This window comes from Pedobacter superstes (assembly GCF_037622515.1).
GTDB lineage: Bacteria > Bacteroidota > Bacteroidia > Sphingobacteriales > Sphingobacteriaceae > Paradesertivirga > Paradesertivirga superstes.
The window spans coordinates 22,581-49,124 of the sequence record NZ_JBBJCN010000007.1 but is presented as its reverse complement, the minus strand read 5'-3'; the positions used below and the strand labels follow the sequence as shown (position 1 = coordinate 49,124).

General features: G+C 38.4%; 41 protein-coding genes. 7 read left to right on the top strand and 34 right to left on the bottom strand.

Annotated elements, in window-relative coordinates:
* Positions 1-87: 87 nt before the first annotated feature.
* Together WG906_RS16685 and WG906_RS16680 are read left to right on the top strand one after the other, a co-directional pair.
* Complete coding sequence (locus WG906_RS16685) at positions 88-1,092, top strand: NAD(P)H-dependent glycerol-3-phosphate dehydrogenase (protein WP_339993979.1); 1,005 nt, start codon at positions 88-90, stop codon at positions 1,090-1,092.
* Between the two features lie 52 nt (positions 1,093-1,144).
* A complete protein-coding gene (locus tag WG906_RS16680; RefSeq protein ID WP_339993978.1) occupies positions 1,145-1,417 on the top strand; it encodes a hypothetical protein in 273 nt (90 codons plus the stop codon).
* A 47-nt stretch (positions 1,418-1,464) separates the two neighbouring features.
* Here WG906_RS16680 and WG906_RS16675 read toward each other — a convergent pair whose 3' ends face one another.
* Together WG906_RS16675 and WG906_RS16670 are read right to left on the bottom strand one after the other, a co-directional pair.
* Entirely contained in the window at positions 1,465-3,300 is a 1,836-nt protein-coding gene (locus tag WG906_RS16675; RefSeq protein ID WP_339993977.1) for a DEAD/DEAH box helicase, read from the bottom strand.
* A gap of 100 nt (positions 3,301-3,400) precedes the next feature.
* Positions 3,401-3,868, bottom strand: a complete 468-nt coding sequence (locus WG906_RS16670) for a DUF4293 domain-containing protein (protein WP_339993976.1) — start codon at positions 3,866-3,868, stop codon at positions 3,401-3,403.
* Positions 3,869-3,945: 77 nt separating this feature from the next.
* Between WG906_RS16670 and truA the strand changes: the two genes are divergently transcribed.
* From truA to WG906_RS16655, 3 genes are all read left to right on the top strand, one after another.
* Positions 3,946-4,695: a tRNA pseudouridine(38-40) synthase TruA gene (gene truA, locus WG906_RS16665; RefSeq protein ID WP_339993975.1), complete on the top strand. Its 750-nt coding sequence runs from the start codon at positions 3,946-3,948 to the stop codon at positions 4,693-4,695.
* Positions 4,696-4,759: 64 nt separating this feature from the next.
* The gene (locus WG906_RS16660) at positions 4,760-5,869 is read left to right on the top strand and encodes a M42 family metallopeptidase (protein WP_339993974.1); all 1,110 of its coding nucleotides are present in this window, start codon (positions 4,760-4,762) and stop codon (positions 5,867-5,869) included.
* Between the two features lie 184 nt (positions 5,870-6,053).
* Positions 6,054-6,953, top strand: coding sequence for a nucleotidyltransferase family protein (locus WG906_RS16655; RefSeq protein WP_339993973.1), 900 nt, complete (start codon positions 6,054-6,056; stop codon positions 6,951-6,953).
* A gap of 68 nt (positions 6,954-7,021) precedes the next feature.
* On the opposite strand, the gene rplQ is transcribed toward WG906_RS16655, so the two are convergent.
* From rplQ to rplC, 29 genes are all read right to left on the bottom strand, one after another.
* Positions 7,022-7,576: a 50S ribosomal protein L17 gene (gene rplQ / locus WG906_RS16650; RefSeq protein ID WP_339993972.1), complete on the bottom strand. Its 555-nt coding sequence runs from the start codon at positions 7,574-7,576 to the stop codon at positions 7,022-7,024.
* Between the two features lie 76 nt (positions 7,577-7,652).
* Positions 7,653-8,645, bottom strand: a complete 993-nt coding sequence (locus WG906_RS16645; RefSeq protein WP_339993971.1) for a DNA-directed RNA polymerase subunit alpha — start codon at positions 8,643-8,645, stop codon at positions 7,653-7,655.
* Positions 8,646-8,707: 62 nt separating this feature from the next.
* Positions 8,708-9,316 (bottom strand): 30S ribosomal protein S4, encoded by a 609-nt coding sequence (rpsD, locus tag WG906_RS16640; protein WP_339993970.1) that lies wholly within the window; start codon positions 9,314-9,316, stop codon positions 8,708-8,710.
* Between the two features lie 61 nt (positions 9,317-9,377).
* Positions 9,378-9,767 (bottom strand): 30S ribosomal protein S11, encoded by a 390-nt coding sequence (gene rpsK, locus WG906_RS16635; RefSeq protein ID WP_339993969.1) that lies wholly within the window; start codon positions 9,765-9,767, stop codon positions 9,378-9,380.
* A 12-nt stretch (positions 9,768-9,779) separates the two neighbouring features.
* On the bottom strand, positions 9,780-10,157 hold the full coding sequence (rpsM, locus tag WG906_RS16630; protein ID WP_255903589.1) for a 30S ribosomal protein S13: 378 nt from the start codon (positions 10,155-10,157) through the stop codon (positions 9,780-9,782).
* Between the two features lie 78 nt (positions 10,158-10,235).
* The gene (rpmJ, locus tag WG906_RS16625) at positions 10,236-10,352 is read right to left on the bottom strand and encodes a 50S ribosomal protein L36 (protein ID WP_008506259.1); all 117 of its coding nucleotides are present in this window, start codon (positions 10,350-10,352) and stop codon (positions 10,236-10,238) included.
* Between the two features lie 8 nt (positions 10,353-10,360).
* On the bottom strand, positions 10,361-10,579 hold the full coding sequence (gene infA, locus WG906_RS16620) for a translation initiation factor IF-1 (protein ID WP_021071231.1): 219 nt from the start codon (positions 10,577-10,579) through the stop codon (positions 10,361-10,363).
* A 70-nt stretch (positions 10,580-10,649) separates the two neighbouring features.
* Positions 10,650-11,435, bottom strand: a complete 786-nt coding sequence (gene map / locus WG906_RS16615; protein WP_339993968.1) for a type I methionyl aminopeptidase — start codon at positions 11,433-11,435, stop codon at positions 10,650-10,652.
* Positions 11,436-11,444: 9 nt separating this feature from the next.
* Positions 11,445-12,767, bottom strand: a complete 1,323-nt coding sequence (gene secY / locus WG906_RS16610; protein WP_339993967.1) for a preprotein translocase subunit SecY — start codon at positions 12,765-12,767, stop codon at positions 11,445-11,447.
* A 3-nt stretch (positions 12,768-12,770) separates the two neighbouring features.
* Positions 12,771-13,217: a 50S ribosomal protein L15 gene (gene rplO, locus WG906_RS16605; protein ID WP_339993966.1), complete on the bottom strand. Its 447-nt coding sequence runs from the start codon at positions 13,215-13,217 to the stop codon at positions 12,771-12,773.
* A 2-nt stretch (positions 13,218-13,219) separates the two neighbouring features.
* Positions 13,220-13,399 carry a 50S ribosomal protein L30 gene (gene rpmD, locus WG906_RS16600; protein WP_339993965.1) on the bottom strand — a complete coding sequence of 60 codons (180 nt, stop codon included), beginning with the start codon at positions 13,397-13,399 and terminating at the stop codon, positions 13,220-13,222.
* Between the two features lie 5 nt (positions 13,400-13,404).
* Positions 13,405-13,923 carry a 30S ribosomal protein S5 gene (rpsE, locus tag WG906_RS16595; RefSeq protein ID WP_431844488.1) on the bottom strand — a complete coding sequence of 173 codons (519 nt, stop codon included), beginning with the start codon at positions 13,921-13,923 and terminating at the stop codon, positions 13,405-13,407.
* A gap of 96 nt (positions 13,924-14,019) precedes the next feature.
* Entirely contained in the window at positions 14,020-14,373 is a 354-nt protein-coding gene (gene rplR / locus WG906_RS16590) for a 50S ribosomal protein L18 (RefSeq protein ID WP_339993964.1), read from the bottom strand.
* Between the two features lie 5 nt (positions 14,374-14,378).
* Positions 14,379-14,936 (bottom strand): 50S ribosomal protein L6, encoded by a 558-nt coding sequence (gene rplF, locus WG906_RS16585; RefSeq protein WP_339993963.1) that lies wholly within the window; start codon positions 14,934-14,936, stop codon positions 14,379-14,381.
* A gap of 17 nt (positions 14,937-14,953) precedes the next feature.
* Positions 14,954-15,352, bottom strand: coding sequence for a 30S ribosomal protein S8 (gene rpsH, locus WG906_RS16580; protein WP_339993962.1), 399 nt, complete (start codon positions 15,350-15,352; stop codon positions 14,954-14,956).
* Between the two features lie 144 nt (positions 15,353-15,496).
* The gene (gene rpsN, locus WG906_RS16575) at positions 15,497-15,766 is read right to left on the bottom strand and encodes a 30S ribosomal protein S14 (protein WP_339993961.1); all 270 of its coding nucleotides are present in this window, start codon (positions 15,764-15,766) and stop codon (positions 15,497-15,499) included.
* Positions 15,759-16,325, bottom strand: coding sequence for a 50S ribosomal protein L5 (rplE, locus tag WG906_RS16570; RefSeq protein ID WP_339993960.1), 567 nt, complete (start codon positions 16,323-16,325; stop codon positions 15,759-15,761). The genes rpsN and rplE overlap by 8 nt, the downstream gene beginning before the upstream one ends.
* Positions 16,322-16,666: a 50S ribosomal protein L24 gene (rplX, locus tag WG906_RS16565; RefSeq protein WP_339993959.1), complete on the bottom strand. Its 345-nt coding sequence runs from the start codon at positions 16,664-16,666 to the stop codon at positions 16,322-16,324. Before rplX ends, rplE begins: the two co-directional genes overlap by 4 nt.
* A 1-nt stretch (position 16,667) precedes the next feature.
* A complete protein-coding gene (gene rplN / locus WG906_RS16560; protein ID WP_339993958.1) occupies positions 16,668-17,036 on the bottom strand; it encodes a 50S ribosomal protein L14 in 369 nt (122 codons plus the stop codon).
* 1 nt (position 17,037) lies between these two features.
* Positions 17,038-17,292, bottom strand: coding sequence for a 30S ribosomal protein S17 (rpsQ, locus tag WG906_RS16555; protein WP_339993957.1), 255 nt, complete (start codon positions 17,290-17,292; stop codon positions 17,038-17,040).
* Positions 17,293-17,305: 13 nt separating this feature from the next.
* Positions 17,306-17,515: a 50S ribosomal protein L29 gene (gene rpmC, locus WG906_RS16550; RefSeq protein WP_339993956.1), complete on the bottom strand. Its 210-nt coding sequence runs from the start codon at positions 17,513-17,515 to the stop codon at positions 17,306-17,308.
* Positions 17,516-17,536: 21 nt separating this feature from the next.
* The gene (gene rplP, locus WG906_RS16545) at positions 17,537-17,959 is read right to left on the bottom strand and encodes a 50S ribosomal protein L16 (protein ID WP_255903619.1); all 423 of its coding nucleotides are present in this window, start codon (positions 17,957-17,959) and stop codon (positions 17,537-17,539) included.
* A gap of 41 nt (positions 17,960-18,000) precedes the next feature.
* The gene (rpsC, locus tag WG906_RS16540) at positions 18,001-18,879 is read right to left on the bottom strand and encodes a 30S ribosomal protein S3 (protein ID WP_339993955.1); all 879 of its coding nucleotides are present in this window, start codon (positions 18,877-18,879) and stop codon (positions 18,001-18,003) included.
* Positions 18,880-18,882: 3 nt separating this feature from the next.
* Complete coding sequence (gene rplV, locus WG906_RS16535; RefSeq protein ID WP_339993954.1) at positions 18,883-19,245, bottom strand: 50S ribosomal protein L22; 363 nt, start codon at positions 19,243-19,245, stop codon at positions 18,883-18,885.
* 3 nt (positions 19,246-19,248) lie between these two features.
* Complete coding sequence (gene rpsS, locus WG906_RS16530; RefSeq protein WP_339993953.1) at positions 19,249-19,515, bottom strand: 30S ribosomal protein S19; 267 nt, start codon at positions 19,513-19,515, stop codon at positions 19,249-19,251.
* A complete protein-coding gene (gene rplB / locus WG906_RS16525) occupies positions 19,515-20,339 on the bottom strand; it encodes a 50S ribosomal protein L2 (RefSeq protein ID WP_339993952.1) in 825 nt (274 codons plus the stop codon). The genes rpsS and rplB overlap by 1 nt, the downstream gene beginning before the upstream one ends.
* A gap of 7 nt (positions 20,340-20,346) precedes the next feature.
* Positions 20,347-20,637: a 50S ribosomal protein L23 gene (gene rplW, locus WG906_RS16520; RefSeq protein ID WP_339993951.1), complete on the bottom strand. Its 291-nt coding sequence runs from the start codon at positions 20,635-20,637 to the stop codon at positions 20,347-20,349.
* A 1-nt stretch (position 20,638) separates the two neighbouring features.
* Entirely contained in the window at positions 20,639-21,268 is a 630-nt protein-coding gene (gene rplD / locus WG906_RS16515; RefSeq protein WP_339993950.1) for a 50S ribosomal protein L4, read from the bottom strand.
* Positions 21,269-21,272: 4 nt separating this feature from the next.
* Positions 21,273-21,890: a 50S ribosomal protein L3 gene (gene rplC / locus WG906_RS16510; RefSeq protein WP_339993949.1), complete on the bottom strand. Its 618-nt coding sequence runs from the start codon at positions 21,888-21,890 to the stop codon at positions 21,273-21,275.
* 329 nt (positions 21,891-22,219) lie between these two features.
* Between rplC and WG906_RS16505 the strand changes: the two genes are divergently transcribed.
* Entirely contained in the window at positions 22,220-22,771 is a 552-nt protein-coding gene (locus WG906_RS16505) for a hypothetical protein (protein WP_339993948.1), read from the top strand.
* A 61-nt stretch (positions 22,772-22,832) separates the two neighbouring features.
* On the opposite strand, the gene WG906_RS16500 is transcribed toward WG906_RS16505, so the two are convergent.
* Both WG906_RS16500 and WG906_RS16495 read right to left on the bottom strand, forming a co-directional pair.
* Entirely contained in the window at positions 22,833-24,089 is a 1,257-nt protein-coding gene (locus WG906_RS16500) for an NAD(P)-binding domain-containing protein (RefSeq protein ID WP_339993947.1), read from the bottom strand.
* Between the two features lie 42 nt (positions 24,090-24,131).
* Positions 24,132-25,223 carry an alkaline phosphatase family protein gene (locus WG906_RS16495; protein WP_339993946.1) on the bottom strand — a complete coding sequence of 364 codons (1,092 nt, stop codon included), beginning with the start codon at positions 25,221-25,223 and terminating at the stop codon, positions 24,132-24,134.
* A 104-nt stretch (positions 25,224-25,327) separates the two neighbouring features.
* On the opposite strand from WG906_RS16495, the gene WG906_RS16490 reads away from it, so the two are divergent.
* Complete coding sequence (locus WG906_RS16490; RefSeq protein WP_339993945.1) at positions 25,328-26,110, top strand: hypothetical protein; 783 nt, start codon at positions 25,328-25,330, stop codon at positions 26,108-26,110.
* A 68-nt stretch (positions 26,111-26,178) separates the two neighbouring features.
* Here the strand turns inward: WG906_RS16490 and rpsJ are convergent, their stop codons facing one another.
* Positions 26,179-26,484: a 30S ribosomal protein S10 gene (rpsJ, locus tag WG906_RS16485; protein WP_040627320.1), complete on the bottom strand. Its 306-nt coding sequence runs from the start codon at positions 26,482-26,484 to the stop codon at positions 26,179-26,181.
* Between the last annotated feature and the right edge of the window lie 60 nt (positions 26,485-26,544).

Below are 26,544 nucleotides of genomic sequence, written 5' to 3'. Positions count from 1 at the left end.
TCTTCTTATTAAAGCTTTGTAAGGTTGATTCTGTTAATATTTTCTTAAACTTGTTTCCTGTTAAAATCATTACTTGTTAAGTATTACATGAACGAAGCTACAAAAATAGCAGTTATAGGTGGAGGAAGCTGGGCAACGGCAAATATAAAAATGCTCCTGGATAATTCTTCTGATAAAGAAGTGTTTTGGTGGATGCGTAATGAGGCCAGCATTGAGCATTTAAAGAAGTATAAACATAATCCCAATTATTTAAGCTCTGTCGAAATCAGAGTTCCAAAAGAAAATATAAGCAGTAATATCATTGAAATTATAGCAAATGCCGATATGATTTTACTGAACATACCGGCTGCCTTTTTAAAAGCTACCTTGCATGATATAGGCCCGGATGCTTTAAAAGGGAAGAAAATCATCTCTGCTATTAAAGGAATTGTGCCCGAGGATAATATGATTATTGCTGAGTTTATGCACCACACCTATGGAATTCCACTACACGATCTGGTTGTTATTAGCGGGCCATGTCATGCTGAAGAGGTTGCACTTGAAAAGTTATCCTATCTTACTATTGCATCCCTTGATGTTAAGCTTGCCACACAATTTGCAAATATGATCAGCACCCGTTATATTAAAACAAATGTTTCTGATGATATTTGGGGAACAGAGTACGCGGCTGTTCTTAAAAACATCTATGCCGTGGCTAGCGGTATCTGCAACGGTATTGGATATGGCGACAACTTCCAGGCAGTATTAATTTCCAATGCTATACGTGAAATAAAAAACTTTGTCGACACTGTACATCCCATTAATCGGGACATCAAAGAATCAGCCTATTTAGGAGATTTACTGGTGACTGCTTACTCTCAATTTAGCCGTAACCGGATGTTCGGTAATATGATTGGGAAAGGTTATACCGTTAAATCTGCTCAATTGGAAATGAACATGATTGCCGAAGGCTATTATGCTATAAACTCCCTTCACCAGATTAATAAAACGTATAAAGTTCATATGCCAATCTGCAGGGCTGTTTATGCCATTCTTTATGAGAAACATTCGCCAGCTATTGAAATGAAATTACTGTCTGAACAATTATCCTGATTTTTTTCAAACCCGCAGGATCAAATGTTGTTCTTCATACAAACACTACAATATGAAGAATACAACACTATGGGGTATTGTTGCCGGAGCAGCTGCGGCAACTGCCATACTTTATTATAAACGAAACGAGGTTTCACGAATGAGTGGAAACGTTATGGACTCCGCCAAAGATTGGGGAGACAAAATAACGCAGTATGGTTCTCAACTTAAAGACAGACTATTGAATAATGTTAAAGGTCCTAATGGAGAACCGGTTTATCTGGATATGTACGACAGACAATTTTACGAAAATGATATGGGGCACCGTGTCTATTTAGAAAATTAAGCTCTTAAAAAAAAAACCCGGCTAGTGCCGGGCTTTTTTATGTCTGATTACGAACGTCTTCTTCGCTCTCCGCCTTCTCTGCGCGCACCACCTGTACCCGATCCGCTTCGTTCTTCCCGGCGTTTACCTGAGAAGTCGCGAAAACCGCCACCCCCGCTGCTACGTTCACGGCTACCGCCGCCATCACGACGACCGCCGCCTGAGAAACCTCCGCTGCGCTCTCTTCCGCCACCGGCTTCACGTTCACCTGCTAATTCAATTCTTACATCACGACCATTAAAATCAACCCCTTTAAAGTTTTGTTGAATTTGTTCGGCCAAACTATTTTCCACTTCAAAGAAAGTGAATACACCTTTTAAGTCGATTTTACCAACAGCTTTCCCACTTATTTTACCATTATTACAGATAAAACCAAGCATATCACCCCGTGTGAAATCATCCACCGATCCAAGGTTAATAAAGAAACGTGTATAATCGCTGTTACTGCTCGAGCGTCCTGTACGTTCGGATCTTTCACCCCTTTCCCCACGCTCTCCACGATCACCACGGTCATCTACCGGAGCATTTAAATCCGGAGCATTCTTGTAATAATCCAGGAAACGGTTAAATTCAAGTGAAGCGAAGCGTTTTATTACTTCTTCTTTACTTAAATCCTTAAACTCGTCCATAATACGTGGAATGTATTGTTCGATTTGCTCTGCATTAACTTCCACATTATGTACTTTATGTACAAGTGCAAATAGTTGCTTCTCGCAAACGTCAAATCCACCCGGAATTTCAACTTTGGTAAATTTCTTACCAATGATACGTTCTATCTGTCTTATTTTACCTACCTCTTTAGAGTTGATGATGGAGATAGAAACACCCGACTTGCCAGCACGGGCTGTACGACCGCTTCGGTGGGTATAGTTTTCTATTTCATCAGGTAAAGAATAATTAATTACGTGAGTAACGTCATTTACATCAATACCTCTTGCTGCAACATCTGTAGCAATAAGTAATTGTAAACTACGCTCGCGATAACGCTTCATGACTTTATCACGCTGTTGCTGAGATAAGTCACCATGCAATGCATCAGCATTATAACCGTCTTTAATCAAAGATTCAGCAATATCCTGAGTTTCAATTTTAGTACGGCAAAAAACAATACCAAAAATCTCCGGGTTAAAATCAACGATACGTTTAAACGCTGCGTATTTATCACGGGCTCGCACCACATAGTATTCGTGATCGATATTTACGTTTCCGGTATTTTTTGTACCCATGGTGAGCTCGAATGGATTATCCATATACTTTTTGGCAATCCTTCTTACTTCTGTAGGCATAGTTGCTGAAAACAACCATGTTTTTTTATCTTCCGGAGTAGTAGATAAAATCTGGTCTATATCTTCCTGAAAGCCCATATTGAGCATTTCATCGGCTTCATCTAAAACCACATAACGTACTTCTGAAAAATCAATCGCTTTACGATTAATAATATCTAACATACGGCCCGGAGTTGCTACAACAATCTGAACACCGCGTCTGATTTGACGTAACTGGTCAGAAATATTAGCACCACCGTAAACGGCAACTACATTAACATTTTTAACATTTTTGGAATAATTGTTCAGATCATTTGTAATCTGTAAACAAAGTTCGCGGGTTGGACACAAAATAAGTGCCTGAGGATAATTCTTTTCAAAGTCCAGTAATTCTAATAAAGGCAGGCCAAATGCTGCCGTTTTACCGGTTCCTGTTTGAGCTAATCCGACAAAATCGTTGCTGCCTGAAAGTAATACCGGGATTGCTTGTTCCTGGATTGGTGTGGGATTTTCAAATCCCAATTCAGCTATGGCATTAACAATATCATGACGGATACCCAAGGTACTAAATGGGTTCATGATAAAAATAAATTATCCGGCTTAATTGCCGGAAGCCGCAAAGGTACGCTTAATTTTCTAGAGATTGTTTGTAAAATGAAAAGCAATTAAAAACCACCAGCTAGCCTCGTAAGCGCTCCGTTGATTTAATAAGCTTCTCATCTTTCCTGATTCCTTTTATTGCAAAAATCAGTAAAAGTATAGTTATTGAGGGAAGAAAAATTCCGATTCCATAATTTTCGGGCTGAAGCTGAAAGTCGCCGATAACCTCTTTTGTGGTTTTATATAACCAAAAAAAATGGCCAAGAACAGATACAATTGCAATGTAAGCCAATCCAATCTGCCTTTTCCTGTTCTTGAAAAGAAATATTGCAACGAAAGGAAGTATCCCTATTAAAACGGTTCCTATTGTTAATGCTAAAAAATCCTGGGTAGAGACTACCTCTCCGGCTCGATTTTCATAAACACCGGTAACTTTCAGGGCTTTTGCAACACCATTTTCGCTAAAATGAATAAAGGCGAATAAAAACAGGGAAAAGAAAGTTATAGTCGCTAAAAAAAACCAGATTGTTTGAATACGTTGTATCATAATGTTAAATAATGTGCAAATATAGAAAAGTGTTTCGGCTCAGCTAACAATCACGAGACTATCATTAACTTTGGAGATTGACAACAAGAAAAAAATATTTCATAGAGCTTTCTTACAAAGGGACTAATTATCATGGCTGGCAGATTCAACCCAATGCCCTTACTGTACAAGAAGTATTAGATAAGGCGCTGGGCATTTTTTTCAGACAAAAAATAGAGACATTGGGCTGCGGAAGAACCGATACCGGAGTACATGCTTCTCAATTTTTCGCACATTGTGAAATCGACATCTCCAGTTTTAATCAGGACAAAGCGATTCAAAGTATAAACTCTATTCTGCCGTTTGACATTTCGGTTAAACGTTTCATTGAAATGCCTCCTCAATCTCATGCCAGGTTCGATGCGACTCTTCGGTCTTATGAATATCATATCCATTATGCTAAAGACCCTTTTTTGCATGATTTTTCATGGCTAATCAGAGATCGGCTGGATGTTAAAACTATGAACATTGCCTCAGCTTATCTCTTAAATTATACCGACTTCAGCTGCTTCAGCAAATCTAACACCCAGGTTTTTACAAATAATTGTAAAATTTCACAGGCCGAATGGATAGAAGTAAATGATGGTCTTATATTCTATATTTCAGCGGACCGATTTTTAAGAAATATGGTAAGGGCAATAGTTGGCACCATGGTTGATATCGGACGGGGGAAAATCGGCCCTGATGAAATACATACTATCATCCGGAGTAAGAACCGTTCAAATGCAGGCACTTCTGTACCAGCTTGTGGACTATATCTTACTAAAGTAAATTATCCCTATATCTAATAATCATAAAAACGCAGACTTATAGCGGGTTTATTATATTTGTGTCCTCGCAAGAATTAATCATATGAGTGATAAAGAAGAAGAAAAAAAACATATTCCTGTAGTAACAGAAGAATCGCTGAAATTTTTAGAAACATATATAAATAACCCATCCCCAACAGGGTTTGAATGGGAAGGACAACGTTTATGGTTAGAATATATTAAACCATTTATTGATGAACATTATGTTGATAATTATGGAACTGCAGTAGCTGTTATTAACCCAAAGGCAAAATACAAAGTTGTAATTGAAGCTCATTCGGACGAAATCTCCTGGTTTGTGAATTACATTACTAAAGATGGATTAATCTATGTTATTCGTAACGGAGGATCTGATCACCAGATTGCACCTTCAAAACGTGTAAATATTCATACCGATAAGGGAATTGTCAAAGCTGTTTTTGGATGGCCGGCTATTCATACACGCAATGGTGAAAAAGAAGAAGCGCCTACATTAAAAAATATATTCCTGGATTGCGGTTGCACTACAAAAGAAGAGGTTGAAGCATTAGGTATTCATGTGGGTTGCGTAATTACTTATGAAGATGAATTCATGGTTCTTAACAACAGATATTATGTGGGAAGAGCATTAGATAACCGTGTTGGAGGCTTTATGATTGCCGAAGTAGCCAGACTTCTTAAAGAAAACAATAAAACTCTTCCTTTCGGATTATATATTGTTAATGCTGTTCAGGAGGAAGTTGGACTGCGTGGAGCAGAAATGATAGCAAACCGCATTAAACCTAACCTGGCAATAATTACAGATGTTACCCACGACACTCAGACTCCGATGATTAACAAAGTAGTTCAGGGTGATTTAGCATGCGGAAAAGGACCAGTTGTATCTTATGCGCCTTCAGTGCAAACGAACTTAAACAAGTTGCTTATAAGAGCCGCAGAACAGGCACAGATCCCTTTCCAGAGACAAGCATCGTCACGCTGGACAGGAACGGATACTGACGCTTTTGCTTATTCGAATGATGGAGTTGTTTCAGCCCTAATCTCATTACCATTAAGGTATATGCACACTACTGTAGAGATGGTACATAAAGAAGATGTAGATAATGTGATCCGTTTGATTTATGAATCTTTATTAACAGTAACGGTTGACCATGATTTTAGAAATGTGAAATAAATTATCACTTGATAAAATAAACCATAACAAGGGCCGTTTATATTTATTCATAGGACCCAAAGAAAAGGCAGCGGAATAATTATTCTCGCTGCCTTTTTGCTTTCGCATAAAACAAATCTTTCAAATTTTCCTTTAGGTTTTCAATAATAGTTATTTAATAAACAGGAATTTATAATTTAGCAGAATGAAACCAACTTTACTAATACTTGCCGCTGGAATGGCCAGCCGTTATGGAAGCATGAAACAGGTGGACGGATTTGGTCCAAACAATGAAACTATTATTGATTATTCTATTCACGATGCCATTAAAGCAGGCTTCGGAAAAGTAACCTTTATAATCAGAGAAGAATTTCACGAGAGCTTTAAAAATATTTTCGAGCCTAAACTTAAAGGGCAAGTTGAAATTGATTATGTGTTTCAAAGCTATGATTTGACAAAATATGGTATTAACAAAACCATTGAACGCCAAAAACCCTGGGGAACAGGTCATGCGGTCTTAGAAGCAAGCAATCAAATCAATGAGCCATTCTGCGTAATTAATGCGGATGATTATTATGGATATGATGCTTTCGAAAAGATGGCTAATTTCTTAAACAATGAAGTTCGCGATGATTATTTCTCTTTAATGGGCTATGAAGTTGATAAAACTTTGTCTGATTACGGATCTGTATCTCGCGGAATCTGCAAAGTCTCAGCGGATGGTAACCTCGAGGAAATCAATGAGCGAACAAAAGTTTACGCTAAAGATGGAGTAATCGTTTATGAAGATGATAATGGTAACACTACTCCTTTAGATAGCGACGCACGTGCTTCAATGAATTTCTGGGGCTTCACACCAGCGATTTTCAGGCTTGCCGAACCAATGTTCAAACGATTTGTAGAGGCTAATGAAAACAACCCTAAAGCTGAATTCTTTATTCCATTAATGGCTGAAGAATTAGTTAAGACAGGACAGGCCCAATTTAAAGTAATCCCGACTTCTTCAAAATGGTTTGGAGTTACTTATAAAGAAGATAAACCTATTGTTCAGAAAAGTATAGCCGATCTGATTGAAAATGAAGTTTATCCAAATAAGCTTTGGTAACAAAATTAACGAGCATAAAAAAAGACCTTGTAAAATTTACAAGGTCTTTTTTTTGGATCAAAATAATATTAAGCTTTTTCTTCTGCTTGAGAATCCGCATCAGTTTCCGGAGCTTGAGGAGCCTCAACTTCTGCAGAAGCTTCAGGTGCTGATTCTTCAGTTGCAGCAACAGGAGCATCAGCTTCTTTTTTAGCTTTACCAGAACCACCACGTCTACGGGTAGCTTTCTTCTCTGGCTGAGCAGGAGCTTCACTTGTATATGTAGTGTTATAATCAACAAGTTCAATCATTGCCATTTCAGCGTTATCGCCAAAACGATTTTCTAATTTAATGATACGAGTATAACCACCCGGACGATTAGCAACCTTAGCTGCAACATCACGGAATAATTCGGTTAATACTTCTTTATTCTGAAGGTAACTAAAAACCACACGACGGGAATGCGTTGTATCATTTTTAGATTTAGTTATCAGTGGTTCTACATAAACACGTAAAGCTTTTGCTTTAGCTAATGTAGTAGTAATGCGCTTGTGTTCTATAAGCGATGACGCCATGTTAGCTAACATCGCGCGGCGATGGCTGGTAGTACGTCCTAAATGGTTGTGTTTTTTTCCGTGTCTCATTGTTTTTCTCGTTTTTCACGTGCATACCGTTCCCAACCAGCTGGCCGATCGGGAGGAATTATGCAAATCGCTTATTTTATTCTTCTTCTAATTTGAATTTTGAAAGGTTCATTCCAAAAGAAAGACCTTTTGATTTAACCAAATCCTGGATCTCAGTTAATGATTTCTTACCGAAGTTTCTGAATTTTAACATATCAGCAACATCATAAGAAACAAGATCGGCCAATGTACGGATGTCAGCTGCTTTCAAACAGTTTAATGCACGTACAGAAAGATCTAAATCAACTAATTCAGTTTTTAAGATCTTACGCATGTGAAGAATTTCTTCATCAACCTCTTTTGTCTCTTCTTTTGCCTGAGCTTCAAGCATAATATTTTCATCAGAGAATAGAAGGAAATGATGAATAAGAATCTTCGCAGCTTCTTTTAAAGCATCTTCAGGATGAATAGAACCATCAGTAGTGATATCAAGCACTAACTTCTCATAGTCAGTTTTTTGCTCAACACGATAATTCTCAATAGTGTATTTAACGTTCTTAATAGGCGTGAATATCGAATCTATAGCAATAACACCTAAAGGACCGTCAACACTTTTATTTTCTTCTGCAGGAATATAACCTCTTCCCTTGCTAACTGTTAACTCTAATTCAAGAGTAACCGAAGAATCCATGTTGCATACAACATGATCAGGGTTTAAAACAGTAAAGTTATTCGAGAAGCGAGTTATGTCACCAGCTTTGAATTGGTCCTGACCATTAATTATTACAAATATCTTTTCAGTATCGCCAGCTTCTTCAGATTTCTTGAAACGAACTTGTTTAAGATTCAGGATAATTTCTGTAACATCTTCTACAACACCTTTGATGGTAGAAAATTCATGAGAAACTCCTGAAAAACGAACAGACGTAATTGCGAAACCTTCTAAAGAAGATAAAAGGATACGACGTAAAGCATTACCAATGGTAATACCGAAACCTGGTTCTAGCGGACGAAATTCAAATGTACCGTCGAAATCCGTAGATTTCTGCATGATAACTTTATCAGGTTTCTGGAATGCTAATATTGCCATTTATGTTCAGTTATGTTTTTTAAACTGTAAATAGCTGCTCTAAACAGAGCAGCTTTAATTTATTACTTAGAGTATAACTCGACGATAAGGTTTTCCTTAATATTTTCAGGAATCTCATCACGGTTTGGATAGTTCAGGAATTTACCTGTTAAATTATTGGCATCCCACTCTAACCAACTATGTTTGTTTATTCTTCGGCCAGCTACTGAATTAGTAATAGCTTCCAGTGATTGAGAGCGTTCACGAACGGCAACAACATCACCAGCACGTAAAGAATAAGAAGGAATATTTACTAGCTCTCCGTTTACAGTGATATGCTTGTGACTAACCAATTGGCGAGCACCTGAACGTGTAGGAGCAATACCTAAACGATAAACAGCATTATCTAAACGAGCTTCTAAAAATTTCAATAGATTTTCACCGGTAATACCTTCTTTAGAAGATGCTTTGTGAAAAAGGTTTTCGAACTGACGCTCTAACACACCATAAGTGTATTTCACCTTTTGTTTCTCCATCAACTGAACTGCATACTCAGATTTTTTACCTCTGCGTTTTGAAACGCCATGCATCCCAGGAGGATAATTTTTTCTTTCTAATGCCTTGTCAGGACCAAAAATTGGTTCCTTGAACTTACGCGCGATTTTGGACTTCGGTCCGGTATATCTAGCCATTTTGTGTACTTAAAGTATCAGGCGGCCCGCAGCCGCTGAATCTTATCTTTAAAATAATTAATTAAACTCTTCTTCTTTTAGGAGGACGACAACCATTGTGGGGAAGCGGAGTAATATCTTTAATAGTTGTTACTTCAATTCCGGTTGTTTGTAGTGTACGTATAGCGGATTCACGACCAGAACCTGGTCCTTTTACAAAGACTTCTACTTTACGCAAACCTAAATCAAATGCAACTTTTCCGCAATCGGAAGCTGCCTGACCTGCTGCATAAGGAGTATTTTTCTTAGAGCCTTTGAAACCCATTTTTCCTGCAGATGACCATGAAATGGTCTGTCCCTGAAGGTTTGTTAACGTTACTATAATATTATTGAACGTAGCATTGATGTGTGCCTCACCAACTGGCTCAATAACAACAACACGTTTTTTGGTAACTTTTTTAGTCTTAGCCATTATTTATCGGTATTATTTAGTAGCCTTCTTTTTGTTAGCAACTGTTTTACGTTTTCCTTTACGGGTACGAGTGTTATTCTTGGTTCTTTGTCCGCGTACAGGTAATCCCTTACGATGACGAAGCCCGCGGTAACATCCAATATCCATTAAACGTTTAATGTTTAATTGAACTTCAGAACGTAGAGCACCTTCAACTTTAATTCTATCGTTGATGATTGTACGGATTGCTGTTAATTGCTCATCGGTCCAGTCTTGTACTTTTACATTCCAGTCGATACCAGCCTCAGTTAAAATATTCTGAGCCGTAGTACGTCCTATACCGAAAATGTAGGTAAGTCCGATTTCTCCTCTTTTGTTTCTTGGTAAATCAATACCTGCTATCCTTGCCATATTTTTTTAATAATTGAATGATTGGAGGTTTGAATGAAGAATGATTAAACCATCCATTCCTTCAGCCCTTCAAAATTTCTATCCCTGACGCTGTTTATACTTTGGATTCTTTTTGTTAATCACGTAAAGTTTTCCCTTACGGCGGATTATCTTGCAATCAGCGCTACGTTTCTTTATTGATGCTCTAACTTTCATCTCGTATCTTATTTATATCTATAAGTAATTCTGCCTTTGGTTAAATCATAAGGAGACATTTCTAATTTTACTTTATCTCCAGGTAGAATTTTAATGTAATGCATTCGCATTTTACCCGAAATATGCGCAATTATTTCATGCCCATTTTCTAACTCAACACGGAACATTGCATTTGATAATGCTTCCTTTATAATACCGTCTTGTTCAATAGAGGCTTGTTTAGCCATATTTTATTGATTTCTATTTATTTACGCCCCTACATTTGGGGTTGCAAAATTAAATAAAAAATTTAATATTTTATTTTTTTTGTTTTAAAACTTCTTCGATAAAATCAAAAGTGGATAAAACATCCGATTTTCCTTTTCTTATCGCAACCGTATGTTCAAAATGAGCAGAGGGCTTATTGTCTATTGAACTCACTGTCCATCCATCCTTCCAAAACTTAACACCGGCTCTGCCCATATTAATCATTGGCTCGATGGCAAGCACCATTCCATCTTCAAGTTTAATTCCGGATCCCCGTTTGCCATAATTAGGAACCTCAGGCTTCTCATGCAGCTTAAAACCAACCCCATGCCCCACCAGCTCCTTTACTACGCCATACCCATGCTTTTCAGCGTGTTCCTGAACAGCATAGCTTATATCACCTACACGTAATCCAGTTACAGCCTTCTCTACTCCAAGATTCAGACATTCCTTCGTCACTTCTAACAGGTTTCTGATCTCCGCGCTAACTTCACCAACTTCAAAAGTATAAGCAGAATCACCGAAAAACTTATTTAAAATGACACCACAATCGACTGAAATTATATCTCCGTCTTTCAGAGCATAATCGCCCGGAAAGCCGTGTACAACCTGTTCATTGGGCGAAATGCACAATGAATACGGAAAGCCATTATAATTTAAGAATGCAGGCACTCCTCGATTATCCCGGATGTAGGTTTCTGCTAGTTTATTAAGCTCTATAGTTCGAACTCCGGGTTCTATTACCTTTGCTACTTCTGCTAGTGTTTTGGATACAAGTAAGGAACTTTGTCTGATAAGTTCAATCTCCTCATCCGTTTTGTAATACACTTTTGGCATGATAAAAAGTTATATTACAGACCCTGAAGCTACCGGAGTACGGCCCTTCAATCTGCCGGTTTTCATTAATCCATCATAATGACGCATTAATAAATGACTTTCGATCTGTTGCAAAGTATCTAATACAACCCCTACTAAAATCAATAAAGATGTTCCGCCAAAGAAGTGTGCAAATTGACTGTTAACACCTAAGATAATAGCCAGCGAAGGTAGAATTGCTATAATTGCAAGAAAAACCGAACCGGGTAAAGTAATCTTTGAAATTACAGAGTCTATATAATCACCTGTACTTCTACCAGGTTTAACCCCGGGAATAAACCCACCATTCTTTTTCATATCATCAGACATTTGTACCGGATTAACGGTTATGGCTGTATAGAAAAATGTAAATGCGATTATAAGAAAGGCAAAGGTTAGATTATATGTTAACGACGTATAATTACTCAATGACGCAAGAAAATCTCCTTGTAAAGAAGGGAAAAAGCCGCCAATACCAGCCGGTACAAACATGATAGCCTGTGCAAATATTATGGGCATAACGCCTGCTGCATTCACTTTAAGAGGTATATACTGACGTACCCCTCCGTATTGTTTATTCCCTACAATTTTTTTCGCGTATTGAACAGGGATCCGTCTTACCCCCTGTACTATCAGGATAGTAAATATTACAACAAAAAACAATGCTACGATTTCCACGATAAATGGAATAATACCACCCTGACCAGCCATTCTGGATTGCAGTTCAGTAACTAAACTACCAGGAAGCTGGGCTATAATACCCACCATAATGATCAGTGAAATACCATTTCCAATACCCTTATCAGTAATCTTCTCACCCAGCCACATAACAAACAGAGTTCCTGCGGTCAGGATGAACATACAGGCAATTGAAAACAATGGGTCTGACATCATCTTGGCATCTGCAGGTATCTGAGTACGAACATATCCTACTGACTGTAGCAAAGTGATCGCAACTGTAAGGTATCTGGTAATCTGAGTAATTTTTTTCCGACCACTTTCACCCTCCTTTTGCATCTTCTGGAAATATGGAACAGCAATTCCTAACAACTGAACTACAATAGATGCAGAAATGTAAGGCATCACACCCAAGGCAAATATCGACGCCCGAGAAAATGAACCACCAGCAAACATATTCAGAAGGCCGAGGATTCCCTCTTTTCCCTGAGATTGAAGTGCAAGAGGGTTAACACCCGGTAATACGATAAATGAGCCTATACGATAAATTAAAAGAAATAAGAGTGTGTTTAAAATACGCACTCTTAAATCATCTATTTTCCAGATATTGGAAAGTGTAGTGAACAGCTTCTTCATTAATTATAATTTAACAATTGCACCACCTGCTGCTTCAATAGCCTTTTGAGCCGTAGCTGTAAAAGCATGAGCAGAAACATCTAATTTCGCTTTTAATTCTCCACGGCCAAGAATCTTAACCAGGTCATTTTTCGAAATTAATCCGTGTTCTTTTAATGAAGCAAAGTCGATAGTTGTTAAACTAAATTTCTCCGCCAAAGCTTGTAATACATCCAGGTTAACACCTACATAATCAATGCGGTTGATGTTTTTAAATCCAACCTTTGGTACGCGACGTTGTAAAGGCATTTGACCACCTTCAAAACCAATTTTTGTTTTTTTACCTGAACGAGAACCAGCTCCTTTATGTCCGCGGGTTGATGTACCACCACGGCCAGAACCGGTACCTCTACCGATACGTTTTCTATTTTTTGTAGAACCTTCTGCAGGTTTTAAATTACTTAAGTTCATGATTAGATACTTTCTACTGCTACTAAATGATTCACTTTTCTTACCATCCCGATAATTGCGGGGGTAGCTTCTACTTCAACTGCGTGGTTAATTTTCTTCAAACCAAGAGCCTGCATAGTTAATTTCTGACGCTCGCTTCTGTCGATAACGCTTTTTATCTGTGTTATTTTGATCTTCGCCATGGTTATTATCCGTTAAAAACTTTTGAAAGTTCCACACCACGATGTTGAGCCACAGTATAAGCATCACGCATTTGTGATAATGCTGAAATAGTCGCTTTAACCACGTTGTGAGGGTTAGATGAACCTTTTGATTTTGCTAATACGTTATGAACTCCAGCACTTTCCAAAACCGCACGCATCGCACCACCGGCGATAACACCAGTACCTGTAGATGCAGGTTTAATGAAAACAAAACCACCTGAAAACTTTCCGTATTGTTCGTGAGGTACAGTTCCGTTAATAATTGGAACTTTTACCAGATTCTTTTTTGCATCATCGATACCTTTAGCAATTGCTTCAGTAACTTCTTTTGCTTTTCCAAGTCCGTAACCTACTACCCCATTCTCATCTCCAACCACAACGATTGCTGAGAAACTGAAAGTACGACCACCTTTAGTAACTTTAGCTACACGCTGAATGCTTACTAAGCGATCTTTTAATTCGATTTCGCTTGATTTAACTCTTTTTATATTAATTGTTGACATTTTATATTTTTTGTGATCCCACTGATTTGTTTGATTTCACCGATTAAAAAAGTAATCTGTGTAATCTATTGTAAAATCCTTGTAATCTGTGAATCCTTAAAATTGTAAACCACCTTCACGTGCACCTTCTGCAAGTGATTTAACACGTCCATGGTATAAATAACCATTTCTATCGAAAACCACCTGGGTAATTCCTGCTGCAACTGCTTTCTCTGCAACTAGTTTACCGACTGCTTTTGATTGTTCTATTTTAGCACCGCTTCCAGAAAAATCTTTAGATGCAGATGATGCTGATACTAATGTTTTACCAGAAATGTCATCAATAATCTGTGCGTAAATACCTTTATTGCTTCTGTATACTGACAAACGGGGACGCTCAGCAGAACCAGACAATCTTTTTCTGATGCCTTGTTTAATTCGCTCTCTGCGAGATAATTTAATTCCTGCCATGATTATTATTTTTTAGCTGCAGATTTACCTGCTTTTCTTCTTAACTCTTCACCTACAAACTTGATACCTTTACCTTTATAAGGTTCAGGAGCGCGTAGCGAACGTATCTTTGCAGCTACTTGTCCTAATAATTGTTTGTCGATACTCTCTAATATAATTGTAGGGTTCTTTCCTTTTTCTGCAGTTGTAGCTACTTTAATTTCTTTTGGTAACTCAAATACATAATGGTGAGAATAACCTAATACAAGGTCCAACGTATTACCGGTATTAGTAGCACGGTAACCCACACCTACTAATTCCTGCTCTAACTTGTATCCTTCAGTTACACCTTTAACCATGTTGTTTAAAAGTGAACGATATAAGCCATGTAATGCTTTATGACGTTTTTGTTCAGAAGGACGTTGAACAATGATTTGTCCGTCTTCCTGAGAAATTGTAATATCTGAATCAACCTTCTGGGTTAACTCTCCTTTTGCACCTTTGATGGTTACAACATTATCAGAAGATATTGAAATTGTAACTCCACTTGGGATGGCGATTGGGGCTTTTCCTATTCTTGACATCGTTTAATCTCCTATGATTAATAAACGTAACATAAAACTTCACCACCGATGTTCAAGTTGCGGGCCTCTTTATCTGTCATTACTCCTCTGGAGGTAGAAACGATAGCAATCCCTAAACCGTTTAATACTCGTGGCATTTTGTCAACACCTGCATACTTTCTCAAACCTGGCTTACTCACACGTAATAGCGTGCGAATAGCAGAAACTTTAGTAATCGGATGATATTTTAAGGCGATTTTGATTGTGCCTTGTACAATATTATCGTCAAACTTATAGTTGGCGATGTAACCTTTATCAAAAAGTACTTTTGTCATTTCCTTTTTGAGGTTTGATGCAGGAATTTCTACAACCCTGTGGTTGGCCTTAATGGCATTCCTTACTCTCGTAAGATAATCTGCTATTGGATCTGTATTCATTATTATGGATTATGATAGCGGTTTCCTTCTACCTCGGGCAGACGACCTTCTATCGGTTAAAAATTCAAAATGCAAAAGTAAAAATTCAAAAGGGATTTAACGCCTATTTTTGAATTTTTACTTTTGACTTTATTTCTTATCAGCTTACCAGCTTGCTTTCTTAACTCCGGGTATTTTACCAGCAAGAGCCATTTCACGGAATGTTACACGTGAAATACCAAACTGGCGCATATATCCGCGGGGACGACCTGTTAATTTACAACGGTTGTGTAAACGTACAGGTGAAGAGTTTTTAGGTAATTTGTCTAATCCAACAAAATCACCCTCAGCTTTTAATGCTGCTCTTTTGTCTGCGTATTTGGCAACTAATTTCGCACGTTTAACTTCGCGTGCTTTTACACCTTCCTTAGCCATTGTTTACTGCTTGATTTTTAAATGGTAAACCAAATTGTTTAAGTAACTCAAGTGCTTCAACATCGTTATCAGCAGAAGTTACAAATGTGATATCCATACCCATGATTTTATTGATCTTGTCAATATTGATTTCAGGGAATATGATTTGCTCTGTTATACCTAAAGTATAATTTCCGCGTCCGTCGAAACCTTTATCGTTGATTCCTTTGAAATCACGGATACGTGGTAAAGCAACTGAAATTAAACGGTCAAGGAACTCATACATTTGAGTATCGCGTAATGTTACACGTACACCAACAGGCATTCCTTTACGTAATTTAAAGTTCGAGATATCTTTCTTTGATTTTGAAGCAACTGCCTGCTGACCAGTGATGGTAGTTAGCTCGTTGATAGCAACCTCAATTAATTTTTTATCTGTAGTTGCAGCACCAACACCCTGGTTGATAGCAATTTTTTCAAGCTTAGGAACCTGCATTACGCTTTTATACTGAAATTTATCTTTCAGTGCCGTGCGGATATCCTCTTTATATTTAGCTTTTAATCTTGGTACGTATGTCATAACTTAATTTCCTCTCCAGATTTTTTGGTTATACGAACCGATTTGCCTTCAGCATTTTTCTTCTTTCCAACACGGCTTGGCTTACCAGTTTTAGCATCAATAACCATTAAGTTAGATACATGAATTGCAGCTTCCATTTTAACGATACCACCGTTTGGATTAGTTGCACTTGGCTTAGTGTGTTTAGATACCATATTAGCACCTTCAACAATCGCTCTGTTAGTTTTAAGAATTACTTCTGTAATCTTGCCTTGTTTTCCCTTTGAATCCCCGGCCATTACCTGCACTAAATCTCCTTTACGGATTTTAAGCTTAGGTATAATATTTAATTTCTTTTGCATTTTATAGTACCTCCGGTGCTAATGATACAATTTTCATGAATTGTTTTTCACGCAGTTCTCTTGCAACCGGGCCGAAGATACGTGTTCCACGTGGTTCGTCCTGTGCGTTTAATAATACTGCTGCGTTATCGTCGAAGCGGATGTAAGAACCGTCTTTACGTCTTACTTCTTTCTTTGTTCTAACAACAACTGCTTTTGAAACAGTTCCCTTCTTAACGTTACCTGATGGAAGCGCACTCTTAACAGTGACAACAACTTTGTCGCCTACTGATGCATAACGCTTTCCGGTACCGCCAAGAACACGGATAACTAAAACTTCTTTAGCTCCGCTGTTGTCAGCAACATTCAGTCTTGATTCCTGTTGTACCATGTTACTTAGCCCTTTCTAAAATTTCAACTAATCTCCAGTTTTTAGTTTTACTCAGCGGACGAGTTTCCATAATTAACACTGTATCACCGATACCACAAGTGTTAGTTTCGTCATGAGCCATAAATTTGGTAGTTTTCTTCACGAACTTACCATAAATCGGGTGCTTCACTTTTCTTTCTACAGCAACTACGATAGATTTCTCCATCTTGTTGCTAACCACAAGCCCGATACGTGTTTTTCTTAATTTTCTTTCCATTTGGACTCTAAAATTATTTTGTTTCAGAAGCGGACTGCACCTTGCGGTTAGTCAATTCTGTGTTTAAACGAGCGATATCTTTTCTTACTTTATTGATCCTTGTAGGGTTTTCAATAGCAGATACCGTGTGTGCGAACCTTAATTTTGTAAGATTTGCTCGTTCTTCATTAATTCTCGCAACGATCTCTTCAGTAGATAGCTCTAAAATTTCTGAGTTTTTCATTTTTGTTTCTTTCTTTAGAGATTAAGCCTCTACGTAATCTCTACGTAAGACGAATTTAGTTTGAACGGGTAATTTTTGAGCGGCTAAACGCAATGCTTCTTTGGCAACTTCCAAAGGCACACCTTCAGCTTCAAATATCATTCTACCTGGGCGTACAACTGCCACCCAGTATTCTGGAGCACCTTTACCTTTACCCATACGTACTTCCGCAGGTTTCTTGGTAACGGGTTTATCAGGAAAAATACGGATCCACACCTGACCTTCACGTTTCATAAAACGGGTAACCGCAATACGAGCCGCTTCAATCTGACGACTGGTGATCCAAGCTGGTTCTAATGATTTTATTCCAAAAGAACCAAATGCTAGTTCTGCACCACGAGTGGCCAGACCTTTCATTTTGCCTTTTTGCATCTTCCTGAACTTCGTTCTTTTTGGCTGTAACATGTTCTTATATATTTATCGAAAAACGATGTCTAAAATTTAAATTATTTCTTTCCTCTGAAGCCACCTGCTCCAGCACCACCACCACGGTTTTGACCACCGCCGCGATTTTGACCCGGACCACCGCCACGGTTTTGACCACCGCCACGATTATCGCCACCACCACGTCTGTCATTACCACCGCCGCGTCTTTCATTACCTCCGGCACGTCTGTCTGCACCACCGGCAAAACCAGCTTCTGCACCATCTCTGCCTCTTACACCAGTAGTTTGACCAATGTTCGGAGATAAATCACGTTTTCCATAAACTTCGCCTTTGCAAATCCACACCTTAACACCTATTTTACCATAAGTTGTAAGAGCTTCTGCTAATGCATAGTCAATATCTGCACGGAAAGTATGCAAAGGAATTCTTCCTTCTTTATATTGCTCGGTACGTGCCATCTCAGCACCACCTAAACGGCCAGAACACATTATTTTAATTCCTTCAGCACCCATTCTCATGGTTGAAGCAATTGTTGTTTTCATCGCACGACGGAAAGAGATACGAGCCTCTAATTGTTTAGCGATACCTTCGCCTACCAACTGAGCATCTAACTCAGGACGTTTGATTTCAAAAATGTTGATCTGAACGTCTTTCTTAGTTAGTTTTTTTAACTCTTCTTTTAGTCTGTCTACTTCCTGACCGCCTTTACCAATAACGATACCCGGGCGAGCCGTATGTATAGTAACTGTAATGCGTTTTAGAGTACGCTCAATGACTACTTTAGAGATACCGCCTTTAGAAATACGTGCAGCGATATATTTTCTGATCTTTTCATCTTCAACTAATTTATCGGAGTAGTTGTTGCCACCGAACCAGTTAGAATCCCAACCTTTGATGATTCCTAATCTGTTACCTATTGGATGTGCTTTCTGTCCCATTCCTTATTTAGTTTCAGTTTGAACGTTTTTTGTATCAACTACAAGAGTTACGTGATTTGAACGCTTGCGAATTCTGTGACCACGACCTTGAGGAGCTGGTCTAAGTCTTTTTAACTGGCGACCTCCGTCAACAGTGATCGTTTTCACAAACAATTCGTTGTCTTCAGGGCGCTGACCTTCGTTCTTAGCTTCCCAATTTTTTATTGCAGACAATAACAGTTTCTCAACTCTTTGTGCTGCTTCTTTATTTGTATACTTTAAGATGTATAACGCTTTCTCTACACGTTCACCACGGATCAGGTCAACAACCAATCGCATTTTACGAGGTGAGGTAGGGCAATCATTTAATTTTGCTACTGCTTCCATTGCTTATTTTCTCTTTTCAGCGTGACCTCTAAATGTTCTGGTTGGAGCAAACTCGCCCATCTTGTGACCAACCATGTTTTCTGTTACATATACCGGGATGAATTTATTCCCGTTGTGTACTGCAAATGTGTGTCCTACGAAATCCGGAGAAATCATTGAACGACGAGACCAGGTTTTGATTACTGATTTCTTATTGCTTTCTGTCATAGCAACCACTTTAGATTCTAAATTGTGGTCTATGTAAGGGCCTTTTTTAAGTGAACGAGCCATTATTTCTTCCTCCCTTCGATTATGTAACGGTTAGAGCTTTTTTGTTTATTACGAGTTTTGTAGCCTTTAGCCAATAAACCTTTTCTAGAGCGAGGGTGACCACCAGATGATCTTCCTTCACCACCACCCATAGGGTGATCTACCGGGTTCATTGCAACACCTCTTACTCTTGGTCTTCTACCCAACCAACGATTTCTACCTGCTTTACCTAACACTTCGTTAGCTTTTTCAGAATTTGAAACCGTTCCGATAGTAGCCATACAAGTAGACAAAATCATTCTGGTTTCGCCAGAAGGCATTTTGATAATTGCATATTTACCATCACGAGCTGAAAGCTGAGCGTAAGTACCTGCACTACGTGCGATAGTTGCGCCCTGACCTGGGTTCAATTCAATATTATGAACTATAGAACCAAGAGGAATGCTTTTCAACGGAAGCGCATTACCAACCTCAGGAGCTACGGCCTGACCTGAAACCACAGTTTGTCCAACTGTCAATCCTTCAGGAGCAATGATGTAACGTTTTTCACCATCTACGTAATTCAATAAAGCAATACGTGCGGTACGGTTAGGATCGTACTCGATTGTGGCAACTGTTGCGGGGATATCTTGTTTATCGCGTTTAAAATCAATCAATCGGTATGACTTTTTATGTCCCCCACCGAGATAACGCATAGTCATTTTACCGGAATGGTTTCTACCACCTGATTTCTTAATAGAAACCACTAACGACTTTTCGGGTACGTTTGTAGTTACATCAGAATAATCACCTCCAACGCGGAAACGAGTACCAGGGGTAACCGGTTTAAATCTTCTAACTGCCATGTCTTAATTATATATTGCTGTAAAAGTCAATAACTTCACCTTCTTTCATCGTTACAATTGCTTTTTTGTATTTAGGAGTACGTCCCGATACTAAACCTGCTTTTGTTTGACGATTCTTTGATTTACCAGATACCACCATTGTATTGATAGCAACGATGCTAACACCATACATTTGCTCAATTGCAGCTTTGATCTGCAATTTGTTGGCCCTGTGATCTACCTTAAATGAAAAGCGGTTCAGCTTTTCTGTTAAAGCAGATGCTTTTTCGGTTAAAATAGGTTTCTTTAAAATTTCCATATTACTTGGCGAACGCCTCCTCCAACATTTTAACAGAACCTGTTGTTAATAAAAGCTTTCCTGCATTTAATACATCGTGTGTATTTAAATCAGCTGCAGTTACAACTTTTGCTTTCTTAAGATTTCTGCTTGATAAATAAATATTGCTGTCGGCTGCTGGTAAAACCAATAAAGTTTTCTCACCGCCAACGTTTAGATCTGTAATCAGCTTTAAGTAGTTTTTTGTTTTAACCGCATCGAATGAGAAGTCTTCAAGAACTACTATATTATTATCTATTGCTTTATATGTTAAAGCTGATCTACGCGCAAGTTGCTTTAATTTTTTATTCAACTTAAAGCTGTAATCACGTGGCTGAGGACCGAATACACGACCACCTCCATTAAACAAAGGCGATTTGATACTACCTGCACGGGCACCACCTGTACCTTTTTGTTTATGTAATTTACGGGTTGAACCGGCTATTTCGTTACGTTGCTTAGACTTGTGAGTACCTTGACGTTGATTAGCCAGGTATTGTTTAACATCTAAGTAGATTGCATGATCATTTGGCTCTACACCAAATATCGCATCAGGAAGCTGCACCTTGGCACCTGTTTCTTTACCTGCTATGTTTACTACGTTAACTTCCATCTCCTTATTTATCAACGATTACGTAAGAACCTTTAGCTCCCGGGATTGAACCGCTAACTACTAATAAATTTTGCTCAGTGTAAATTTTCAAAACCTGAAGATTCTGAATTTTAACTCTGTCGCCACCAGTACGACCCGCCATGCGCATTCCTTTGAATACACGTGAAGGCCATGAAGAAGCACCCAATGAACCTGGAGCTCTTAACCTGTTGTGCTGACCGTGAGTCTGCATACCTACACCACTAAATCCGTGACGCTTTACAACACCTTGAAAACCTTTACCTTTTGAAGTACCAACTACATCAACAAAGTCGCCTTCGGCAAAAATTTCTACAGTAACTGTATCGCCCAAACTTTTCTCATCTTCAAACGTCTTAAACTCAACAAGCTTGCGCTTAGGAGTTGTGTTTGCTTTTGAGAAATGGCCTTTTAGTTGTGCAGATGTGTTTTTTTCTTTCTTTTCATCGAAAGCCAACTGAACTGCCTCGTAACCATCTTTCTCAGAGGTACGAATCTGCGTTACTACGCAAGGGCCAGCTTCAATAACCGTACAAGGGATGTTTCTCCCTTCGGCATCAAAAATGCTGGTCATTCCTACTTTTTTTCCAATAATTCCTGACATTTTCTTTTTTTTCTCTATTTGTGCCCATCGAAGCAGTAGGGCTTCGTTCAAGGCATGGTAATCCCGTTAAGGGAGGGCAAAGATAGAAACAATTGATTAATAATCAAATAGTCAATGAGTTATTTTTATTAAGATTTTTTTAATATTTATCAGCAGCCTTAATATATATATTAGATTGGGAGAATTTTACTTCTAAAGTCTTCTCTTTTCAGTGAGATATTTGAGAATAATTATCTAATAATTCTCAGTTCTCTCCTTGCATGTCAACCAATTAAAACCTTTTGCACACATATGCTGTTACTTGCTAAACCAATAAAAACAAATAAATTATGAAAACGACTGTTTTAAGATCCGTTGGAATACTGTTAATTCCGGCATTCATGGCATGTAACAATACATCCAATGATAACGCAAACGCCGATTCAACTGCTACGGATATGAATACTTCTGAGGCTTCTTATGTAAACCTAAGCACCGGAGAACCTGTGACTATTGTACGTGATACTGAAAAAGGCCATTATGTATATAGCGATACGAAACAACCAATTGAAAAGGACTTATTCTTTGTTGATGTAAATACCAGGGATACTCTTTATGGTACAAGTGGCGTTGTTGTAAACAATGCTGTTATTAAATCTCCGGAAGGCAGCTGGACTCTTAATGAAGAATTAGTAATACGCGATGGCGATAATATTAAAATAAAAACCGCCGATGGCAAGTTAAAGATGGATGGCGACGAAATGAAATATAAAGAAGGCGATACCAAGGTAAAAGTAGACGGGGATGAATCTAAGACTAAAACCATAGATTCAAAGACCAAAACTGATGGTGATGAGTCAAAAACTAAAACTCCTGACACTAAGGTTAAAGTGGATGATTAATCAACTGAAATAATCCATTGCGAAATAAAAAAGCTGCTCGATTGAGCAGCTTTTTTTATTTCTACAAACTTAATTTCTCTATTAACCGGCTACTTTGCCGCGCACCATCCTGTAATCTGTCAGAAAAAAAATCTTTTACCTGGTTAAAATGGGTGATATAACCATCCATATCACCATATTCTATTATAGAAGCCCATTCTCTCACAGCCGAATGGAATTCCAGATCGTCAGCCCGGATACCTTTATCATATAAAGCAGCTTGGATAGTTTCTTCTAATAAATCTTGATTTTTAAAAAGATATTCGGCAATACCTAAGCGTAATCTGAAAGGTGGCGTTTGACAAATTAGATTTTCATAGGGATTAACTTTCATCTGATACCAGGAATCTACCATGGCCAGTAAGCTTAAATGAGAATTGGGCATGTGCGTATCTCCTTCTTCTGCCATTTTAAAATCCTTCATTACCTCAACATCAAGTGTAATAAAATCCCGTTCTCCATGAAATACGAATTCATTCGCTGCTTTAATCCTTTCACGAAACTCCTTTTCCTGCTCACAGATCATCATCTTAAATAACTCAGACTCTGACCTCGCATATTGCCTGACCTGCTCTCTTGCAAAAGGATTCAAAATAGCCAATCCAGCATACACGTGAGCTTTGTAGCTGAATATACGAAGCGTAGTGAGAATTTTTACATTATCTATACCAGTGGAATAGGCCCCATGATCCCAAGGATAAAAACCCGCATTTTTCCATGCCGTACCCATGCTTTCAAAACCCATATGAGTTACAGCCTGTGTATCGGCCATAATTTTATCATGCTGTATATAGCTTTCTACTTCTATTATCTCTGAATCTAGAGATTTGTAGATCTTCATCCCGTCATTATACGCTTTCTCACTTACGCGATGAGGGACTACAATCAGTTTCTGGCCTTCAGTTGAGAATGAAGGTCCGTGAAGCGAATGACAAGTAAATACATATACATCTATAGACAGATACTTATCGAATGCTTCGATCTCGGGAAATTTGACAGATGTTTGTCCGGCAACAATTGCCCCTGGCTTTACGAAATCGGCAACTTCAGCCACCACGGCGCTTATATTCGCTGTCTCAACAGAGAAAAGCAGAAAATCAGCTCTTTCAGCAACTTCTTTTGCTTCTTTTAAAACAGTTACCGGCGAATCCTGAAAAGACTCAATAAAACTTTCATAATTCTCGGGCAAATCGCACCCGAACACTGAATATCCTTTTCCGGCCCATTTACGGGCACATAAGGATCCCATATCTCCTAAACCAATAATGCCAATATCCATGGGGTAAATATAAGAAAGATGCTGAGCTTGCTATAGCGCTTATTACCTTGCAAAAGCATTGTAGACAGGCGCTCCTCCCGAATTGGTCTCAGGATAATTAAGATTCAAAAACGCTGCTATAGTATTTGCGAGTTGGGTTGTATAATAATGATTCTTTGTTTTAATCTCACCCAAAGCTTTGGTATCAGGCCCCATTATCGCGAACCATGTTTGATTCGAGCCAGCGCGCCCGATTCCGTGGCTTTTCCATGAATGATTCCCTGCTCCCCTTCCATGGTCGGTGGTTATAATAAGGGTGGTCTTATTTCTATAGTGATCGCTCGCCTGAATCCACTCCCAAATTTCCTTTATGTAATTATCCGCCTGTTGAATAGCCTGGAGATACTTATCGTATTTTCCCTGATGTGCAAACTCATCTGTTTCGCCGTAGGCAATTAAAAGTAACCTGGGTAAATTCTTTTCTAAGTATTCCTTTGCATAGCTGTGGGTGAATCTATCAAAACGGGTTGCTTTCCATGGACTCGGAGTGCCAGCCTGCATATGATTTAAATACTTCTCCCTGGCTGTAAGTCTGAGCTTTGCTGTATCATTTCCAGCATTTAGATGTATTCCTGAACGCAAGGGATTTATGATATAGTGGAATACGTCCCAGGATGCAAATACGGCTACTTTATTTTTGAAATCAACTTGCTGATTGGCAAACTCAAGAATGGTTTCATTCTTGTTGAACTTTCTGGCGTTGCCGCGAATATTTCTGTCGCGTCTTCCTGTCAACAGCTCATTGTAGCCAGGGTAAGAAAACAGGTACCTGTTGGTTAAATTTACCTTATTCCCCCAATTGCGATTACCGTAAATCTGACCGTTGCCAACAAGTGATGACCATATAAATGGAAAAAGTTTTTGCCTTCTCAAGTGCTCATCATTGTTCCAGAAGGAATTCATCGTATTCACAATACTGTTCACATATCTCTTGTTCTTTATTATATCAGGATCTGCACCCATAAATAATTCCTGCCAGCGTAAACCATCAACAGTAACCAGAATAACATTCTCCGTAATTTGCCGCGCAAAAGCATTGCTGACTAACAGTATAATATACACTGTACTAATTAAAGAGGCTTTATAAAAGTTCATAATTAAGGCGGCTATAATGGTATAACATTCATAAGTGAAATGAGGTTTAATTTTTTCTATTTAATAAAATGTCTACTTTCACGATATTATAACACACCATTTCTATGAGACAGACATTACTCAAGCGCCTGCTTATCCTCTTTATCAATCTGTGTTTTATCGCTTTAAGTTCCAAAGCTCAGGATTCGACTAAAACTGTAAGCCCGCAACCTTCAAAAACAACCATTACTTCACCGGTTAAGAAGCCTGTTAAACCGGCAGCTGCTATTCAGACTACCCCACCAACTGCTATAGTGAATAAGCCAGTTAATCAAGTTGTTAAAATTGCTGACAAACCATTCAATGGTTCACTGAAGGGGCAATATGAAGATTTATTAAAACACTCATGGATGCAGCAGGGATATAAAGTCGTCAACCCCACACGACTAAGTGTACTCTGGCAAAACGTCACTGATTCTTTGAAAAAAGCCAATAAGGAATTGGCTTCTGCAAAACAAAAACTAAGCGAGCAGGAAAAGCAAATCAGTGAATTAAAAAAACTGACAGGTTCAGAAGGTGCTACCATCTCAGAGAGCTCTGCCCCATCTACACAGATTCAAGTTTTAGGGACTTCTGTTGACACCACTACTTATAACTGGATAGTTTGGGGAGCGATAGCGGTATTAGGAGTTGGCCTGGCAGCAGTATTGTTTTCAACGGCCAGAAATTCGAGCGAGGCAAAGCACAATAAAGAGTTATACGAGGAAATTGCATCAGAATATCAATCCTACAAAACTAAAGCTAAAGAAAAAGAACAAAAACTTTCACGAGAGCTTCAGACCGAGAGGAATACACTTGAAGAATTACTGCAAAAGAAGGCTGAAGAAGATGCAGGAAAGAGGAAGTAAAATCTAATAAGCAAAAAAGGCCTGTCCAGATAAACTGAACAGGCCATTTTATTAAAATCCTTCTGTACTTAAACTTTGATTTCTACTTCAACACCGCTAGGTAATTCAAGTTTCATTAAAGCATCTACAGTTTTAGAGTTAGAGCTGTAAATGTCTAACAATCTCTTGTAAGAACAAAGCTGGAACTGCTCACGTGCTTTTTTGTTTACGTGTGGTGAACGTAACACTGTGAAGATTTTCTTCTCTGTTGGAAGAGGAATCGGTCCGCTAACTACTGCACCTGTGGGCTTTACAGTTTTAACGATTTTCTCAGCTGACTTATCAACCAAGTTGTAATCGTAAGATTTTAATTTAATTCTGATTCTTTGGCTCATTTTATTTTTAGTTATATCCTCAATAAGAGCTATTAGTTACTAAGGACTGATTTATTTTTA